The sequence below is a fragment of the Muricauda brasiliensis genome (assembly GCF_003057865.1).
GTDB lineage: Bacteria > Bacteroidota > Bacteroidia > Flavobacteriales > Flavobacteriaceae > Flagellimonas > Flagellimonas chongwuensis.
Map to the genome: position 1 here is coordinate 22,014 of NZ_QBTW01000032.1, position 16,983 is coordinate 38,996.

General features: G+C 42.1%; 12 protein-coding genes. 9 read left to right on the forward strand and 3 right to left on the reverse strand.

Translation table 11 applies throughout. The features are described 5' to 3' along the window. Positions 1-51: 51 nt before the first annotated feature. Positions 52-1,830 carry a DUF6119 family protein gene (locus DCK90_RS16620; RefSeq protein WP_108247326.1) on the forward strand — a complete coding sequence of 593 codons (1,779 nt, stop codon included), beginning with the start codon at positions 52-54 and terminating at the stop codon, positions 1,828-1,830. 21 nt (positions 1,831-1,851) lie between these two features. On the opposite strand, the gene DCK90_RS16625 is transcribed toward DCK90_RS16620, so the two are convergent. Together DCK90_RS16625 and DCK90_RS16630 are read right to left on the reverse strand one after the other, a co-directional pair. Beyond that, positions 1,852-2,514: a JAB domain-containing protein gene (locus tag DCK90_RS16625; RefSeq protein ID WP_234414776.1), complete on the reverse strand. Its 663-nt coding sequence runs from the start codon at positions 2,512-2,514 to the stop codon at positions 1,852-1,854. A 95-nt stretch (positions 2,515-2,609) separates the two neighbouring features. Further along, positions 2,610-4,805, reverse strand: a complete 2,196-nt coding sequence (locus DCK90_RS16630) for a transferrin receptor-like dimerization domain-containing protein (RefSeq protein WP_108247327.1) — start codon at positions 4,803-4,805, stop codon at positions 2,610-2,612. A 126-nt stretch (positions 4,806-4,931) separates the two neighbouring features. Here DCK90_RS16630 and DCK90_RS16635 point away from each other — a divergent pair, with 126 nt between their 5' ends. The 7 genes from DCK90_RS16635 (at position 4,932) to DCK90_RS16665 (ending at position 11,342) form a co-directional block, all read left to right on the forward strand. Next, on the forward strand, positions 4,932-5,513 hold the full coding sequence (locus DCK90_RS16635) for a YdeI/OmpD-associated family protein (RefSeq protein ID WP_108247328.1): 582 nt from the start codon (positions 4,932-4,934) through the stop codon (positions 5,511-5,513). 23 nt (positions 5,514-5,536) lie between these two features. After that, positions 5,537-5,881: a VOC family protein gene (locus tag DCK90_RS16640; RefSeq protein WP_108247329.1), complete on the forward strand. Its 345-nt coding sequence runs from the start codon at positions 5,537-5,539 to the stop codon at positions 5,879-5,881. Continuing rightward, entirely contained in the window at positions 5,878-6,498 is a 621-nt protein-coding gene (locus DCK90_RS16645) for a YdeI/OmpD-associated family protein (RefSeq protein WP_108247330.1), read from the forward strand. The genes DCK90_RS16640 and DCK90_RS16645 overlap by 4 nt, the downstream gene beginning before the upstream one ends. Before the next feature lie 54 nt (positions 6,499-6,552). Beyond that, on the forward strand, positions 6,553-7,830 hold the full coding sequence (locus DCK90_RS16650; RefSeq protein ID WP_159075872.1) for an aminotransferase class V-fold PLP-dependent enzyme: 1,278 nt from the start codon (positions 6,553-6,555) through the stop codon (positions 7,828-7,830). A gap of 64 nt (positions 7,831-7,894) precedes the next feature. Next, positions 7,895-8,401, forward strand: coding sequence for a hypothetical protein (locus tag DCK90_RS16655; protein ID WP_108247332.1), 507 nt, complete (start codon positions 7,895-7,897; stop codon positions 8,399-8,401). Positions 8,402-8,404: 3 nt separating this feature from the next. After that, the gene (locus tag DCK90_RS16660; RefSeq protein ID WP_108247333.1) at positions 8,405-9,211 is read left to right on the forward strand and encodes a tetratricopeptide repeat protein; all 807 of its coding nucleotides are present in this window, start codon (positions 8,405-8,407) and stop codon (positions 9,209-9,211) included. A gap of 115 nt (positions 9,212-9,326) precedes the next feature. After that, positions 9,327-11,342: a M13 family metallopeptidase gene (locus DCK90_RS16665; RefSeq protein ID WP_108247334.1), complete on the forward strand. Its 2,016-nt coding sequence runs from the start codon at positions 9,327-9,329 to the stop codon at positions 11,340-11,342. A gap of 61 nt (positions 11,343-11,403) precedes the next feature. Here DCK90_RS16665 and DCK90_RS16670 read toward each other — a convergent pair whose 3' ends face one another. Further along, a complete protein-coding gene (locus DCK90_RS16670; protein ID WP_108247335.1) occupies positions 11,404-14,793 on the reverse strand; it encodes an amidohydrolase family protein in 3,390 nt (1,129 codons plus the stop codon). Positions 14,794-15,047: 254 nt separating this feature from the next. On the opposite strand from DCK90_RS16670, the gene DCK90_RS16675 reads away from it, so the two are divergent. After that, positions 15,048-16,982 carry a hypothetical protein gene (locus DCK90_RS16675; protein ID WP_108247336.1) on the forward strand — a complete coding sequence of 645 codons (1,935 nt, stop codon included), beginning with the start codon at positions 15,048-15,050 and terminating at the stop codon, positions 16,980-16,982. Position 16,983 lies beyond the last annotated feature (1 nt).

Below are 16,983 nucleotides of genomic sequence, written 5' to 3' on the forward strand. Positions count from 1 at the left end.
ATGATTTAATAACGAATATGATGACTTGGTCATATTCACAAAACTTTTTCTATGTCTAATAGGGTTAACGCTAAACTTTACAGGATTCAAGAAATCATAACGGAGGAAACAGAAAATATTGAAGAGTATATAACAAATATGGTTAATGCCTACTATAATAAAAGTGGACATCAATTCAATGAAGTTGAACTCAATGTTGATACTGAAAATGAAGATTATGAATCAAGATTATTTATCTACACAACCGAAGAAAAATCTCCAAATTGGTTAAATTTTTTAAATGAGATAGCAGAAAGAGAGGAGGATTTATTAGAGTTACAGACGAAATACTCAGCATTCATATTATTTGTATATAATGTCAATAGGATATACGCAGTTTCAAAAGGTTATTACGGTAGATTTTTAATTGAAGATGATATGGATAATTTTTTTGGATTGGAGGTATTATCAAGACTAGTGGATAAGAACGTGACGGAGATAAGGAAATTGGAAGAAAGAGCTGTTTTTGGTGCAGTATTAGGGGCAGAACGATATTTTAGAGAAGACTATAATCTTGTTTATGAAGATGATTTTGGAAAAATATACAAAACCATGCTAGCAAATATTGATGAGGAACATTTTGAAAGGCTAGGAATTGTTAAGAAAAGAGAAGACATAACCAAAGTGTCAATTTCAGGAAGTTCATCTTTTGAAGTATCAACCAATTTTGACTTTTCAGAATTAGTTCAAAGAATTAATAAAATTGAAGAATTACTAGAAACCGAAGGAATTCAATTTAATCAATTCTACAGATTGTCTCTTAGCGAATTAAGAGCAATTGGGAATAATTTAGATCAGGAGTTAATTAAAATGGCCTATGATGCTTATGTTGCAGGAGATTCTGTTGATTTTTATCATCCAGATATATTTAATTACATGAAGTCCGCACAAGTAAGATTTAATGTCGTGGGAGACTTCAAAGAAATTCCCCTTGGGCAATCTTTTGGTTTTATTGAACTGATAAATACTTTGGTTGATGAAGATATTATTGATTCAAGCTCGGAAAATAGCTTTATTCAAAGTATGACAGACTGTACCGGAGAATTCTCTTTAGACGAGGAAGGAGCTTTTTCTCGGGCTGCAAGTCTTGATCAATGGATCGGAGGCGAAATTGAGTATGATGGAAAAAGGTTTTTTAAATTAGACAATCAATGGTATAGATATCGAGAAGGATTCAATGAATATTTGAACAGTTATCTCGGAGGAATAAATTTTAGTTTGTTAATGCCTCCTGAAAATTTAGAAAATTGGGATTTCAATGAACATGAAACAGAGGGAGCTTACAATAGTCATTACACTGAAATCCCAAAATTCTTAGTTGCAGATAAAGCCTTGTTATACAATCTTGAGATTTGTGATTTAATCAGGATTACGGATGATACACTTTATTTATATCATGTAAAAAAGGGTCTTGGAAGAGATTTAAGAGTCTTAGCAAATCAAATAATAAGCGGGGCAAGAATTTTAACTAACGCTATAAGAGAAGATAATAATGAGTCCTTAGAAAAATATTATGATGTGATATCACATAAACAATATGAAGATGAAGCTCTTAGTTACTTTGAAAATGGTGCGCAGCAAAATTTAACTAAAGAGGAATTTGTTGAAATGTTTAAAAACAGGAAGATTACTTTCGTGTTTGCCTATTCTTCTGGTTCAGGTTTAGAAATGGGAGAAGAAATTGTGGCTACAAATTCAAGAATTGCAAAACTTTCCCTCCTTTACTGCATAAGGGATATGAAAACTACGGATTTTGAGTTTTTGATTGAAAGAATTACCGAGATAAACTAGCAATAAAAAATGATGCAGTAATCACACCCCCCCAATCACCTTCAAACTCAACCCCGTTAGTTCTTTTATGGTCACATTGTCGTAGCCTTTAGCTTTCATCTTCTTGGCAATACTAATCGCCTTTTCTTTTTTGGCCCGCTTTTTCTCGGTTTCCATCTTAAATTGTTCCAGTTCTTGCTTTTCGGGGCCCATAATCTCAAAAAGACCACTTTTTTGTAGTTCGTCCATAACTCCTTGGTCGGCAAAACTGGTGTAGTGGGTCTCGGTGATCACCAAATGGTCGAGCACTTCCACTTTTATGAGTTTCCCCACTTTTAGCATGTGGTCGGTAAAGGTAATGTCGGCATCGGTAACCTCGTGCGTGCCGCTGGGGTGGTTGTGCACCAAGATCAGTTTACTGGCCAGTTTGTAGATCGCCATGCGGAACACATCGGGCGGGTCGGCATTTACGCGGTTGCTGGCACCCAATCCAATAAGCTCCACAAACAGTATTTTGTTGTTGTGGTTGAGCCCCACTACCCAAAAATGCTCTTGGTTGCGGCGTATCTTGTTTTCGCGCAGCAATACCTGTTGCATGATCGCATATATGTCCGCAGAGTTGAGCACTTTTATCTTTTGGTCTTTGGTAAGCCGTACGTTCATGGTAGGTGTTTCTAATTTTTGGGTCTGGGAAAGGTAGTCCATGCCCGTGAAAAAAGCAAAAATGTGATTTGGGCATAAAAAAACCGCCCCAAACGCTGTTCGCAGGGGCGGTCTTGGCTTATTCAGGAGAAATCTATCTACTGCACAATACTGTTCAGTTTTTGCACCTGCGCATCAAAAGCTTTTAGGGTAGTGGCCAATACCCCAATTTGTTCCTGTGCTTCTTTCCATTCCTTCTGTTCAATGGCCTCGCGCACGCCTGGAAGTGTTTTTACCCCATACCCTGTGTAAAATCCAGGGGCATAGATTTGGTGCTTGAACCAATCTCTACGGGGCAGCCCTTTATCCTGCAACAATATTTGCTCCATGCCCATCAACTCTTGGTTCAGTTGTGCCTTTTTGGCTGGGGACAGGGCCAATGCATCTGCCTTGGAAAAGGTTTCGATACTTTTCTTCAATTCCGCTACCACATTTTGGATGGGAGAGAAGTCCAAATAAGGTACTTCGCCCTCCATTTTGGCGGGAGCGATAGGTTTTTTTGGGTCCATCACCAATCCGTAGGTATCCGCTTTTACCAATTTGTTATGTTTTTCCACATCGGAACGCATGGTTTCCAAAGTTTTCATCACTTCGCCCAAATAGGTTTCAATGGTGCTGTGCCATTGGGTCAATTCAAACGGCAAAACTTCGGCATTTGCCAAACGCAAAGAGATACGTCCAGCCGTATTGGCCAAGGCAACACCATATTGGAATCCGGGATCTTTAAAACGGGTGTAGTGGGTGTAGGTATCGTAAATGGTGTGGTATTCACCACCAGAACCTTCACCACCGTAGCCCAAGTTCAACGAGGCAATACCTGTGTGTTGGATAAACGGCGTATAATCCGAACCTGAACCCAATGCGGACAGTTTAAACGAGTTGTCCCCACCACGCATTACATTGGCCGCTTTGCGACGCTCCGCAACGGAAACTCCTTTTTGTGGGTCGGTCACCGCATTGGCCACTTGGCTCACCATGGCCTCCAAAGAGTGGGAACCTCCAGCGCCCAAATACCCACGGCTATTCCCGTCGGTATTGATGTAGGCCACGGCCTTTTCCTTTAATTCGGGAATGTGGTCCTCCACCCATTCGGTGGAACCTATCAATCCGGGTTCTTCGGCATCCCAAGCACAGTACACCAAGGTACGTTTGGGTTTGTTGCCTTCCTTAGCCAATTTGGCCACTACGCGGGCTTCTTCCATCAAAGCTACCATACCGCTCACGGGGTCACTGGCACCGTGTACCCAAGCATCGTGGTGGTTTCCACGGATCACCCACTCGTCCGGGAACTCGTCACCTTCCAACGTAGCGATCAAGTTGTGGGCAGGTTTCAATTGCCAGTCAAACTCCAATTTTAAGTGCACTTTGGCAGGTCCAGGGCCAATATGATAGGTAATCGGCAATCCACCTCTCCAGTTGGATGGTGCAACAGGGCCTTCCAAAGCAGCCAACAACGGCTGTGCATCTTCGTAGGAAATGGGCAATACCGGAATTTTAGTGATTGTAGGTGCATCTTCACGGTCCAAACGCTTTGCATCCTTGGTAGCGGCATAGCCGGGGGTCAGCACATCACCGGGATATAACGGCATGTCCATTACGGAACCACGCTGTACACCGGTTTTGTTCTTGTACGGACCTTTGGGGTACACATCCCCTTGGTAGTAGCCATCATCCATAGGGTCGGAGTAGATAATACAACCAATGGCACCCTTTTCTGCGGCCAGTTTCGGTTTGATGCCCCTCCACGAACCTTGGTACTTGGCAATCACGATTTTTCCTTTAACGTCGATGCCCAATTTTTCGAGCTCTTCGTAGTCGCTGGGGATTCCGTAGTTCACGAAGACCAAATCGGCCTCAACATCACCGTCGGTGGAGAAAGCATTGTAGCTGGGCAACAATTTGTCACCTTGGGCGGTGTATGGGTCGCCCTCAACGGCAATGGCTTCTAAGGAAGCGGTGTACTTGGTCGGTGCAGTCAATTCCAGCACGCGCACTTTCGGATACGGAAAAAGCACATGGTAGGTGTCAATCTTGGTTTTGTAGCCCCAAGATTTGAACTGCTTTTCCATCCATTTTACGTTCTTTTCACCATATTCGGTACCCACCCAGTGTGGTTCTGCCACCATGAGCTTCATCCATTCGTCCAAATTTTTAGTGGAAAGTTGTTTTTCGTACTCAGCTTCGAGTTGGGTCTGTGCTTCCGAAGCTTTTTCACTGAACCCAATGATCTTGTCCTGGGCCGAGACACTGACTACTCCTAACAGCAGGAGCAGGGGAAGTAATTTATTTTTCATTGTATTGAATTAGCTCCCTAAATTTAAGGGATTGTTTAAAGGTAATGAAGTAAAAAGGGTAGAAGTGATACCACATTTTCAAAGAATTTACATTTTCTTTGAAAGGAACCCTCAAAAATAAATATCATGAACCCAAAAGTTGATTTCTTTTTTGAAAAGCCATCCCAATGGCAAAATGCATTCAGGGAATTACGAAGAATTGCGCTCGACACGGGTTTGACCGAAGAGCTTAAATGGGGCAAGCCCTGCTATACCTTAAATGGCAACAATATTTTTTTGATGCATGGTTTTAAGGAATATTGTGCGTTGTTATTTCATAAAGGCGTTTTGTTGAAAGACACAGAACATATTTTGGTTCAGCAGACCGAGAATGTACAGTCCGCACGCCAGATTAGATTTACTGATGTTGAAGAAATTATAGATCAAGAAAGAATTCTAAAAGCTTATATCTATGAAGCTATTGAAGTGGAAAAAGCAGGTTTGGAAGTAAAACTAAAAAAGACCTCCGAGTTTGATATGCCTGAAGAGCTTCAGAAGAAAATGGATTCGGATATAGAGTTCAAATCAGCATTTAAGGCATTGACACCTGGTCGACAACGCGGGTATATGCTCCATATTTCCCAAGCCAAACAATCCAAGACCAGAATAGCCAGAATTGAAAAATCCATTCCCAAAATTTTTGAGGGTAAAGGGTATAACGAACAGTAGTTTTAAAATAAATCCTTGTAGCAATGCATAGAATTGTTCCCAACATCCATTCCAATGACCTCGAAGCAAGCAAATTGTTTTATATGGATTTCCTAGGGATGGAATTGGTGATGGATATTGGATGGGTCATAACATTTGCCTCCAAAGAAAATCCAACGGCGCAAATCAATATCTTTAAGAATGATAAGCCCATAGTTGACGAATCCTTTATATCCATCGAGGTGTCCAACGTGGATAAATTGTACGAGCAGGCCCAAGAAAATGAATTCGGTATAGTTTACGAATTGAGGAACGAGAGTTGGGGCGTACGTCGATTCTTTGTAAAAGATCCCAATGGGGCCACAATTAATCTTTTGACACACCTATGAATCCCGAAATTGACTCGTATTTACAAGAAGGTTGTGGAAGATGCTCCTTGGGGGGCACACCGCAGTGCAAAGTACATAGCTGGCAGCAAGAACTGAAATATCTCAGACAGCTTGTTTTGAGCTGTGGATTAACGGAGGAATTGAAATGGAGCGTGCCCTGTTACACCCATAATGGCCATGTGATAGCAATGGTGGCGGCCTTTAAAGAAAATGCAATCCTTAGTTTTTTTAAGGGAGCACTCTTAAAGGATGAAAATGGAATTTTGAAAAAACCGGGGAAAAATTCTCAAGCGGGCAGGGTAATCCGGTTTACTAATATTGAAGAGATAATTGCATTGGAGGATGTGTTGAAAACATACATTTTTGAAGCACTGGAAGTTAATGAACAGGGCAAAAAAGTGACTTATAAAAATATTAGGGATTATGAGGTGCCCGAAGAATTCCAAGAACGTTTGGATGCCGATGCAGATTTGAAAGAAGCATTCGAAGCATTGACTCCAGGCAGGCAAAAAGGGTATTTGCTCTATTTCGCCGGAGCGAAACAATCCAAGACCCGTGTATCGCGTGTGGAGAAGTATATACCCAAGATATTGAAAGGACTCGGTTTTCACGACTAACAAACAATGAACCATGTCAATGTTCAATCAACCAATAACCAAAAACCAACCCATATGTCACAACGTAGAAAATTTTTAAAACAAGGCACGGCAGCCATGATGTCGTTACCTTTTATTTCTTTTGACCCCCAAAAAGATTGGTCCATCGCAGAATTGAAAACCAATGCCCCCAAGGACGAGACATATTGGGCCATGGTACGAAAGCAATTTCCGCTCAAAGAAGGCCAAACCTATTTTAACAATGGAACCATGGGGCCTACGCCTGGATATGTGCTAGACAAAATGTTCGACCATATGATGCATTGGAACGTGGAAGCCGCTACCGTGGACTATAAAAATGGTTCGGGACCGGAGTTGTTGACCGGTTATTTTCCGTATGAAGAGCTTCGTACCAAATTGGGCAAGATCATCAATTGCGATTTTAAGGAAATTTCTCTGATCCAAAACGCTACATTCGGTATGAACTACGTTGGCATGGGACTCAATCTAAAAAAAGGAGACGAGCTGCTCAATACCAATCAAGAACACGGTGGTGGTTTTGGGGCTTGGCAATTGTTGGCCAAACGAAAAGGCTGTGTATACAAGCAGGCCACTATGCCAGAGCCTGCCAACGACCCGCAGGAAATCGTGGATGCCATTTTCAAGGAGGTCACCCCAAGGACGAAGGTGATTGCAGTACCGCATATAATTTCAGGATTTGGAACGGTAATGCCAGTCAAGGAAATCTGTGCAGAAGCTAAAAAACGTGGTATTTTCACGGTTTTGGACGGAGCACAATGCGTTGGTCAAATTCCTGTGGATGTCAAGGACATCGGTTGCGATGCGTATTACTCCAGTTTGCACAAATGGTTGTTGGCTCCTTCGGGAAGTGGGTTGTTGTACATCAACAAAGATGTGGTAAGCGATATCTGGACCACCATTGCCAGCTATAATTGGGACAATCAAGACGATCATGGTTTCCGTTTGATGCAGAACGGAACGGGAAATGCAGGACTAATGGCTGGGTATGAAGCAGCTGTGGATTTCTTCAACACTATTGGCCATGATGTGTGGTTGGGCCGTGTAAAGGAATTGGGCAAACACCTGCGTGACGGGCTCAAGGAAATGGACCATGTTACATTCTATTCGTCCACCAATGAGGATATGGCCGCAGGGATCACCACCTATGGTGTGGCCGGCATGTCTGGACCTGAACTTCAAAAATACATGTGGGATAAGGAACGTTTGCAGCCCCGTTCGGTGGGCAACGAAATGATACGGCATTCCGTACATATTTATAATTCCAAAGAAGAAATCGATAGGGCATTGCAGTTGGTTGAAGGTTTGGGGTAGTTTACAAAGTAAGCACCATAATTGATTCATTATTGGTATCTTTCCATCAACCATTAACGAAAACATGTCTTTTTTTAAAAGCAAACTCAATATCTGGCTATTGGTCAGCTCTCTTATTGCTGGGCTGTTGTCACTTTGGCTTTATTTTAAGTTCACCCAACATGTTGGTGATATTTCCTTTGATGGTACTGTTGATTCTTCAGACTTTGAACTTTGTGGCGATTATCGAGTTTTACAGTATTACCAAGTTGGCACTTATTTTCAAGGAGGTAAAAAAGCCATTAAAGAGAAACTGTTACCCAATGTAAATGCTGATGGCCTACCTTCAAATGGTTTGTTGACCATTCGATTTGTGGTCAATTGCCATGGGGAAACTGGATATTTTCGTGCTCATATGATTGATTCAAATTTGAGTAGAGTTGAAGTGCCGAAACAAGGTTTGGAACATTTTGGAACCTTAATTACCAAGCTAGATGGTTGGGTACCGGGTAAAATACAGGATGACCCTATGGATAGTTATGCTCAGATTGTATTTAAGATCGAGAATGGTACAATCACCGATATTTTTTAGGATATGAAAGTTTTTTTGAAAACCATAAAAATAATCCTTGCCTCCATCTTCACTTTTTATATTGGGTTGGTGGCCTATGAATTAGTTTTTAAGTCTAAAGAAAAACGTTTTAATATTGCTGGAAACATGCAGGGCTATGAATTGTCTCAGGCGATGTTCGATGTCCTCAATTGGCAACACCCGGAGTATGCCTCGGCATACTTTGAACGTTCTGTAGCCTTTAATAAAAGAGGAGATTATGCCACGGGATTTCGTTATTTGAATCAAGCGGTTGAACTTAACTCTTTGGAGCATTTGGGCTATCGAGGATATATGAAACTTCGTTTTCTCAGGGATTATCAAGCAGCCTTGGAGGATTTTGACAGATTGGACACCATGACTCCAGAGGTAGTGGATGCCCCATGGGGCGAGGACATTGATTTTTTACGTGGGGAATGCTATTATGGATTGGGAGATTATCAACTGGCATTGCAGCATTTTGAAAAGAGTGTGGTAAACCAAGGTGCCGATTGGGTAGATGTGCAGGCATTTGTCTATCAAGGTCTTTGTCATTATCAATTGGAAAATTATGAAGACGCCATAGAGGCATATAAAAAAGGTCTGGTTCAATATGATACAACTTGTGAAGCTTATTTCGGCTTGGCCGAGACCTATTTAAAGGTAGGTGATACCATCAACGCAAAAAATAATTTAAAGAAAGCCCAAGAATCCCTGAAATACAAAAGAAATGACCCGTACAAGGAATTTTTAAACGAAATCTATGAGGAGGATTTAGTTGAGCTGTCCAATAAAATGCTTGGTAAGCTTTAAAAATTTACTGGCTGATTTTCTGGGGTTTTTCAACGGTATTTTATGATTTTTTTAAAACATTCCAGTAGCAATGGTGCTTCTTATTTGGCTACCTTGTTGCAAATTAACCAACCCTATGAAATACTCAATAACAATGGCCCTCGCGGGCATGCTGTTGCTATCTTGTCAACAGGAAAAAAAGCAAGAAGAAGAACCCTCCAAAATTGCGTTTACAGGAATTACAGAGTCCATAAAACCGGGCGATAATTTTTTTGACCATGTGAACAAAACATGGTACGATACCATCCAAATTGCCGATGATCAGGTCGGTGTAGGTTCCTACAGCTTCTTGAACATACCTCAGCGCCAATTGCTGCAGAATATTTTGGAAGAAGTTTCATCCTCCGAGCACGAAAAAGGCACCGTGGAACAAAAAGTGGGGGATTTCTTTGCATCAGGAATGGACACGGCCACCCTTAACCAGCGTGGATATGAACCCATAAAGCCTATTTTGGAAGAAATCGATGCCATTTCCAACAAAAAGGAGTTGATTGATTTTGTCACTGAACAAATTTCTAAAGGAAATAACTCCATCATGGGGCTACGTGTGGCACCCGATAACAAAAACAGTCAGATCAATATTTTACATGCCGGCCAATCAGGACTGGGCCTGCCGGACAGGGATTATTATTTTAAGACGGATGAATCAACAGTTGGCATTCAGGAAGCCTACAAAACCTATTTGGCAACCTTGTTCGATTTAACGGATATTGAAGATGGTGCCGAAAAGGCAGAAACGGTGTACGATATAGAAAAACAACTGGCGGAATCGCATAAAACCCGTATCGAAAGGAGAGACCCACAGACCAACTATCATAAATTGGCGGTTTCCTCTATTACTGCATCAAACCCAAACATTGATTGGGCATCGATGCTATCAAAATTGGAGCTAGAGGCAGATTCCATCAATGTGAGACAGCCCGAGTATTACGATAAATTGAACAGTATGTTGGGCAGTGTTTCTGTGAATGATTGGAAAACCTATCTAAAGGCACATACCCTGGACAATTACTCCAGATTTTTAAGCATACCTTTTGAGGATGCCCTATTTGAATACAACAAAATTTTGTTGGGGCAGTCCGAACAACAACCAAGAGCACAGATCATGGCCCAACAGGTAGATAGGAACCTAGGCTTTGCCTTGGGGCAATTGTACGTGAAACGATATTTTGATGAAGCCGCGAAACAACGTGTCTTGGATTTGGTGAACAACCTTCAAAAAGCTTTCGAGAACAGAATGTCCGAACTGGATTGGATGAGCGATAGCACCAAAACCAAGGCCAAGGAAAAACTGTATGCCATCACCAAGAAAATTGCATATCCAGATGTTTGGAGAGAATATGATGTTGAAATTGCAAGAGACCAATACTTTGAAAATGTGGTAGCCCTACAGGAAAACAATTACGAATATAACGTACAATATTTGAACAAACCACCGAATAAGGATGCTTGGGGCACAACGCCATCAACCGTAACCGCGTATTACAATGCTTCTTTAAATGAGATTGTTTTCCCTGCTGGGATTCTACAGTTCCCTTATTTTGACATGGCCGCCGATGATGCAGTGAATTATGGCGGAATCGGAATGGTCATCGGTCACGAGCTTACCCATGCGTTCGATGATAATGGTTCGCAATACGATGGCGAAGGAAACCTGAAAAACTGGTGGACCAAATCAGATTTGGAAAAATTCAAGGGCAAGACCCAACAATTAATAGATAGATATAGCTCGTTTACCGTGTTGGATACCGTGCACTTGAAAGGTGCCATGACCATTGGTGAGAACACGGCAGACAACGGTGGAATTTCAATTGCGTATGATGCCTTTAAAATGACGGAACAAGGGCAGGATACCGTTAAAATTGGCGGATATACCCCGGACCAGCGGTTCTTTATGTCCATTGCCCGTATTTGGCGCGTAAAAGTACGTGATGAGTTTATGAGGAACTACGTGAATACCAATTCACACTCTCCGGCCATCTGGAGGGTAAACGGTCCTTTAATGAATTTTACCCCGTTCTATGAGGCCTTTGAAGTGAAGGAGGGCGAAGAAAATTATAAATCCGAAGAAGAACGTATCAAAATCTGGTAAAAAGAACACTTCTCGACAAAAAAGGCGCACTAATCAGTGCGCCTTTTTTGTTACTGAAAATTTATTTCTTCATTCCAGGAATACCCTCTGGCTTTTTCGTTTGCCAATGGAATGTCTCCGCTTCTTTTTTAACAGGAGCCACCTCATCTAACGTATCGGCATCGTAGACCCTTCCGTTTTTGATGACATGGGTAATTGTGTTGGTATTTCGAATATCTTCCAACGGATTTTTATCCAAGATCAAAATATCCGCCAACTTGCCTTCCTCGATACTTCCCAAATCACCATCCAAACCAAGCGATTCCGCACCAAGGATGGTCGCAACTTTAAGGGCGTCCATTGTCTGCATTCCGCCACTTGCTACCGACCACAGTTCCCAATGATAGCCTAATCCCTGTAACTGACCATGGCTTCCAATGCCACCGAGTCCATCAGCTTCGACCAAATCTTTCATAAACTCGGCATGCTTTTTAAACACATGTTCTTCGGGCATAAACCAAGCTCCTCTTCGTCTTGATTTTTGAGCCAATTCTTCATAAGGAGTAAAGTATTGTAGCTTTTTATTGTGGTACACGTCTTCGGTGGCGTAATAATAGTTCTCTGCCCATGGTCCGCCATAGGACACCAAAAGGGTAGGGGTGACCGCCATTTTGGATTCTGCAACGGAGTGTACCACATCTTTGTAAATAGGATAAATCGGGAATGAATGTTCGTGACCGGGATAACCGTCCAACAATTGGGTCATGTTCAATTTAAAATCCAATCCACCTTCGGTAGTGGGCATCAATTTTAGTTCTTTGGCTGCCATAATGATCCATTGACGCATCTGTCGGTTCCCCACCAAATACATTTTTATGCTCTTGGTATCGTAGTACTCGCTGTATTGCTTCAGCACTTCCTTGGCATGTTCCAATGATTTTATTTTGTACGACCAATAACCAACGCCGGGCCCGGTACTATAGACCCGTGGTCCGTGCATCATTCCGGCATCAACCATATCGGAATATGTAAGAACGTCGGTTGTGGCCGTCTGAGGGTCCCTGGTGGTTGTAACACCGTACGCCAAATTGGCGGAATAAATCCAAATCTGATTTTTATGAATGCCCCAGTTAGGCCACATGTGCGCGTGGGTATCCACAAAACCGGGGGTAATTGTTTTGCCAGCAGCATCAATTTCCACGGTTCCTTTTGGAACAGTTAAAGAACCTGACGCACCAACTGCTTTAATTCGATTGTTTTCGATAAGGATGTCACCGTTTTCAATAATTTCATCATCTTTCATTGTGATGATGCGTGCACCTTTTATTAGCACCATTCCTTCAGGAATATCTTTGGTATAACTAACCTTTACTTTGATTTCTTTGGCTTGATATCCTTTGTCCTCCTTTTTGTCATCATCCTTCTCATCTTCTTCCTCGTCATCTTCGCTCTCCTTTTTTAGTTTTTCGGCTTCCTTTTTAGCAATTGCCACACTGTCGGCATATGCTTTGGCGGCCGGAAGATTGTAAATAAAGTGACTGGCGCCCAAAGACCAGTGCACATCTTTGCTATTTCCCGACCATGCAGCAAACTCTCCGCCCAGCAATGTCAACTTTATGGCAGGGAAGGCCGCTTTATCGGCATCAGCTACGGATACTTTTGGCGTTTTCCCATATTTAGGTATGGTAACCGTATAAATATCATTGTTGATTTTGGCCAAGGCCGTGGTGCCGTCCGGTGAAATCTTGATTTCTGATGGAGCAGATGACTTATCCTCTGGAGCTTTATTTTGTTCTGACCCTGGCAAAATACTATGTCCTCCGTTTTCATCATGGAATCCAAAAGAAGAGGAGCCGAATGTAGTAATACCGCTAAGCGTAAGGTGTTCCTTTTGATCAGTACCGTCCCATCGAATTGAAAGCAAATCTTTGCCTTTGCTCAAATAAATTCGGTCGCCCACTTTGGTAAAATGTGGATTGGAACGACCTTCGGATTTATCTATCACCGTAATTTTTCCACCTTCGGATGGAATCCATGCCAAATCTTCCTCGGCACCACTCGCACGAGGGCCAATTGCATCGCGATACACTTGCGCGGAACCTTTGGTAAAGGCAATTCTATTGCTTTGGTAAGACCAGGCCGGATTGCTATAGATGGCCGATTCCTCCGTTAGTTTTTTGGAGCCTCCGCGTCCGTTAGCATTTACTTTATACAAATAACCGCCATCGGTTTCCCAAGATGTGAAAACAATGCTTTCGCCATCAGGGGACCAAGCGGGTTGTGCTTCGGTGAAATCGTTTTTTGTCAAACGTTTTGGTGTGCCGTTGGGCAAATCCATAACATACAGCCTGTTTAACGCGGTAAAGGCAAGTTTGCTTCCATCGGGTGACGGGACACCATCCCGGATTTGTGTCACAAAAGCCTCTTTGGTATCCTCAATGGGATATTTAAAAGATAATTGTGGGCCTAATTCGAGATTGACATCTACTTCAAAAGGTATCTCAACCGATGAATTCGAGTCGATATTTATACGGTATATTTTTCCTCCATAGCTTGCCACCAAGTTTTTACTATCAGGAGTAAAGGCCATTCCGGGCAGTACGCCAAGTGGTGCAATGGATTCTTGCTCATCCCGCTGTACTGGATAGGCCAACCAACGTTCGTCACCATTTTCCAAATTACGCAATACCAGTCCCGTCTCGGTTTCAAAGCGGCTTCCATATACCAGCCATTTGCCATTGGGCGAAAGCGTAGGGGTAAATGCCGAACCATATCTGGAAGTTACCGTAGAAACCCCACCATCCTCGGTGTTGTAAGTTCCTAGTTGATATTGAGGCAATTGGGCGTTATAGTTCCATGCTCCCGTACGTATCGAAAAATAGATGAGTTTTCCATCTGGTGAGAACTCAGGGTCAATCGCTTTAAGTTTTTCCGGTTCGGAGATAAGTTGAGCACCACCTCCACCATCTTTGTGGTACATGTGCAGTTTGATGTTCCTACGGCCTTTGGCACCAACAATATAATCTCCGTCCGGACTCCAGTCGGCCGAAAAGAAATTCTGATCACTGTCCTTGGTAATTTGTTTGGTTTCTTCTGACTCCAATTCCATGGTCCAGATATTATCGGACCCACTTTTATCGGAAATAAAAACGATGGATTTTCCATCGGGGCTGAACCTCGGGTGGACATCATAGGCCATTCCTTTGGTAATCTGAGTTGCTTTGCCCCCTTGAATGGGAATGGTGTATAGGTCGCCCATCAAATCAAAAATGATGGTTTTGCCATCAGGGCTTACGTCCAAGGAAATCCAAGTTCCCTCTTTGGTGGTGAAAGAAATGGTTCTCTCCGGTTCTAAGGGTAGTTCTTCGGTTGCCTTTTTTGTGCTGTCCGCAACCTGCTCTTTATCCTGAGCAAAAGAAGAAGTACTCATAAATACTATGGCACATGCCAACAGGTAGTAATTTTTTCTCATTGAGTTAGTTTATTGATGAATCAAGAGAACAAGGTATGAAAAAAAAGAAAGGATTTATTTATTTTTAAAGCAGTTACGGTGTTTGCAAAAGTAGACTGGATAAGCAGTTTGATAGAATTTTCCTTTGAGCCTTAATAACCGTTCAATAAATAACGGGTATATCCATCAATATCGTAAAACCATTGACCATCTCGTCCATATACCCCTTTCGGAACGTATTTAAATGGACGATTCGACTAACACTAGATTACTCCATGATACAGCCTTCCAAAAAGCGGCTTTTTTCTGTATTTCTATTTTTGATGCTTTCGCTTCAGACCTTTGGGCAAGAACGAAAAACATATGAAGGACCACTAAAAGTAGGACCTTATACGGGAAAAGCAGTTTATCAATTCGTTATTTCTGACCTCGATACCATTTTTGACGGTGATTTTCAATTACAACAATCCAATTTGGAGACATTAGTAGAGAACGAAGATATATCCTTTCGTTTTTCGGGCAAGTTTGATAAAGGCGTTGCCAACGGACCATGGGAATTTGAATTTGGAGAATACAAGACCAATAGTCAGAGTCAGGTGGTGGGCTACGAATACCGGGTTTTGGTCAGTGGTGTGCAAGAAATAGGTGAGGGGAACCTAATAGATGGTAAACCCGATGGTGATTGGAACTACACCATTAACCAGATAAAGGACTCCGAGGTTGAAAAAATCATATTTAAAAGCACCATTTCTTTTGACAAAGGAGTACCGCGTCAAAACTTTCAAATAGAGAACGATAGCAGCGTGCTGGTGGGTCGATTTTTAAGGGACGGTCTTGCGCACGATGAATGGTCGTACTATGGAACAGAGGCCGTGGAGGATATCGAGGATTGGTTCTTCGAGGATGGATTACTGAGAACCATAAAAATAAAGTCCGAGGGTAAATCACAGGATATAAACGTATTCACCAAGAGCGTTGCATCCTATAAAACCGTTCAGTTGAACGAGGGTTATATTACTTTGCTTGAATCGCTTATCCGTTTACAAGGCGGGGAAAGCCAAATAGTACGTTTGTTGGGCCAGAACATGGATTATTATCAAAAGGTCAACAATGTGCTAAACCATTTGGGAACTTCTGATTTTAAGCCCAACATGAAAGTCAGGGTACCTTATTTTCCTTTGGATTCCCTTCAAAATAAAGCCTTGGACAAAATTGTTTCGGAATATAAAGACGCAGAAGAAATGAGCTCCATGATTTTGGAAAACAGTCATCTGAACATTGTAAAGCGTACGGATTCCGAAGCACTTTTTTACTACAATGCCGCTCAAAAAATAAACAACGACTTCTTGATTCCGTTATCCACATTGGTTTCACATAGGGAACTGGAAATTGTACAGTACCAAGAAATTCCTTTGCTATTGAAAATGCTTTGGCCCAATGGCAAACCTAGCACGGAGATTTTGGTGGTCGCCGACGAAGAAGGTGGCACCAGGACGTTTAAGTTGCCAAGTTCTGAGGAATTTGAATATGAAAGCAATGACCTGTTAGCGGTCGAAGCTTTGGCCACGTACGCAAAAATGAGTTTGGAATACATAAAGGGTTCCCTTGCATCACGATTGACCAATGAGGAACAGCTTCAAATGTTGAACGGACTTGAAGAAGAGCTTATTGAGCTGAACAATGATCTAGAGCACAAATTAGATTCTGTTCCAGGACTTTCATCAGAATATACAAATGCATTAACACAGTTGAAAAACATAGCAGATAGTTCCTTGACCCGGTATGCGGATATCAAAAATCCTCAGGAAAAACTAGAATATGGCAAAGGGGCAAAAACATGTCTTATGCAGCTGAGCGAATTGGCAACAGGCATTAAAGCACTTCCGAACCGTGTTGAAGCTGTGGAAAAGGAATATACCGATGCCGTATGGAATCCATTTATGGCCAATGTGATGGAGGAGGAGGTAAAAAAACGAATTGTATCGGCCTATAGGGATATCCTGATTCCTTATTTCTTGAACACGGCAACAGAAGAATTAACATGTGACAATACAGGGACATTGAACGACCAGATGATGAACACTCACCAAAGCATATTGGATTTACGAAATAAGGACACCCGTAAATTGGAGCGCAAACTTCGTCGTGAAAAACGGCCAGCGGAAGTTTTGGCACTGATACTTGAACAATCAACTTCCCAAAACCAATAAG

Coding starts and splice junctions, on each gene's coding strand:
- DCK90_RS16620 (WP_108247326.1), top strand. CDS start 52: ATGTCTAATAGGGTTAACGCTAAACTTTACAGGATTCAAGAAATCATA.
- DCK90_RS16625 (WP_234414776.1), bottom strand. CDS start 2,514: ATGGACTACCTTTCCCAGACCCAAAAATTAGAAACACCTACCATGAAC.
- DCK90_RS16630 (WP_108247327.1), bottom strand. CDS start 4,805: ATGAAAAATAAATTACTTCCCCTGCTCCTGCTGTTAGGAGTAGTCAGT.
- DCK90_RS16635 (WP_108247328.1), top strand. CDS start 4,932: ATGAACCCAAAAGTTGATTTCTTTTTTGAAAAGCCATCCCAATGGCAA.
- DCK90_RS16640 (WP_108247329.1), top strand. CDS start 5,537: ATGCATAGAATTGTTCCCAACATCCATTCCAATGACCTCGAAGCAAGC.
- DCK90_RS16645 (WP_108247330.1), top strand. CDS start 5,878: ATGAATCCCGAAATTGACTCGTATTTACAAGAAGGTTGTGGAAGATGC.
- DCK90_RS16650 (WP_159075872.1), top strand. CDS start 6,553: ATGTCACAACGTAGAAAATTTTTAAAACAAGGCACGGCAGCCATGATG.
- DCK90_RS16655 (WP_108247332.1), top strand. CDS start 7,895: ATGTCTTTTTTTAAAAGCAAACTCAATATCTGGCTATTGGTCAGCTCT.
- DCK90_RS16660 (WP_108247333.1), top strand. CDS start 8,405: ATGAAAGTTTTTTTGAAAACCATAAAAATAATCCTTGCCTCCATCTTC.
- DCK90_RS16665 (WP_108247334.1), top strand. CDS start 9,327: ATGAAATACTCAATAACAATGGCCCTCGCGGGCATGCTGTTGCTATCT.
- DCK90_RS16670 (WP_108247335.1), bottom strand. CDS start 14,793: ATGAGAAAAAATTACTACCTGTTGGCATGTGCCATAGTATTTATGAGT.
- DCK90_RS16675 (WP_108247336.1), top strand. CDS start 15,048: ATGATACAGCCTTCCAAAAAGCGGCTTTTTTCTGTATTTCTATTTTTG.